Below are 1,006 nucleotides of genomic sequence, written 5' to 3'. Positions count from 1 at the left end.
GCCTTTTCCATCCATCGAGATCCGCACGCCTGATCGGCGGAGCCGATCTGTCCAGGCGAAAGAGGTGAACTGGGATCCCTGATCCGTATTCATTATCTCGGGCGGGCCGAACTTGTGGATGGCCTCGGTCAGCGCCTCGACACAGAAGTCGGCCTCCAGCGTGTTCGAGATCCGCCAGGACAGAACCTTGCGGGTATGCCAGTCCATGATCGCCACCAAGTAGAGGAACCCGCGCCGCATGGGCAGATAGGTGATGTCCGAGCACCAGACCTGGTTCGGACGTTCCACCCGCAACCTTCTCAGCAGATATGGATAGGTCTTGTGGCCCCTTGCTGGCCTGCTGGTGTTGGGTTTCTGGTAAATCGGCATGAGCCCCATCAGGCGCATCAGCCGCCGTATCCGCTTCTCGTTCACCAGGTGTCCGTCGTTACGCAGATGCAGGTCATTTGCCGGACGCCGAAAAACGGGGGCTCCAGGAACTGCTCGTCGATCCGCCGCATCAGGCCGAGGTTCTGTTCGGTCTCGCCCTTGGGCGTGTAGTAGAAAGACGAGCGCGCGATCGACAGCAACTTGCACTGCTGGCCGATCGACAGATCCGGGTGGTCAGGCTCGATCATGCCACGCCTCACTTCCCGCCCCAGGGCTTCAGCTTTCGTTCCAAAAAAGAGTTGGCCACCGCCAGCTCCCCGATCTTGGCGTGGAGCTCCTTCACCTGCTCCTCGTCAATCTCCGGCCTCTTGCGGCCCCCGCGTTCGAACACACCGGAGGCGCCTTCGAGCAGGGCTCGCTTCCATTGATGGATCATCGTCGGATGCACCCCGAACCGGCTTGCCAGTTCGGCAGCCGTCTCCTCGCCTTTCAGGGCTTCCAGCGCGACCTTCGCCTTGAACTCAGGCGCGTGCTGCTTCCGTTTCGACATTTCTGATCTCCTTCTCGTCGAAGATCAGCAGACTGCAAATCGTAGCTTATGTCAGTGTCCGAATTTCGGGGGGTAGCTCAGATCAAG

At 60.0% G+C, this 1,006-nt stretch carries 3 protein-coding genes; all 3 read right to left on the bottom strand.

The features are described from left to right. Window positions 1–288: DDE-type integrase/transposase/recombinase (locus BW970_RS20270; protein WP_234978509.1), on the bottom strand; the 288-nt coding region annotated here is incomplete at its 3' end. 122 nt (window positions 289–410) lie between these two features. Continuing rightward, window positions 411–617 carry a hypothetical protein gene (locus BW970_RS20875; RefSeq protein WP_083701414.1) on the bottom strand — a complete coding sequence of 69 codons (207 nt, stop codon included), beginning with the start codon at window positions 615–617 and terminating at the stop codon, window positions 411–413. Between the two features lie 8 nt (window positions 618–625). Continuing rightward, window positions 626–919 (bottom strand): transposase, encoded by a 294-nt coding sequence (locus tag BW970_RS20265; protein WP_076534771.1) that lies wholly within the window; start codon window positions 917–919, stop codon window positions 626–628. Window positions 920–1,006 lie beyond the last annotated feature (87 nt).

The sequence above is a fragment of the Gemmobacter megaterium genome, assembly GCF_900156815.1.
Lineage (GTDB): Bacteria > Pseudomonadota > Alphaproteobacteria > Rhodobacterales > Rhodobacteraceae > Wagnerdoeblera > Wagnerdoeblera megaterium.
The sequence above is the reverse complement of the archived record's forward strand: the minus strand, read 5'-3'. Positions and strand labels throughout refer to the sequence as shown.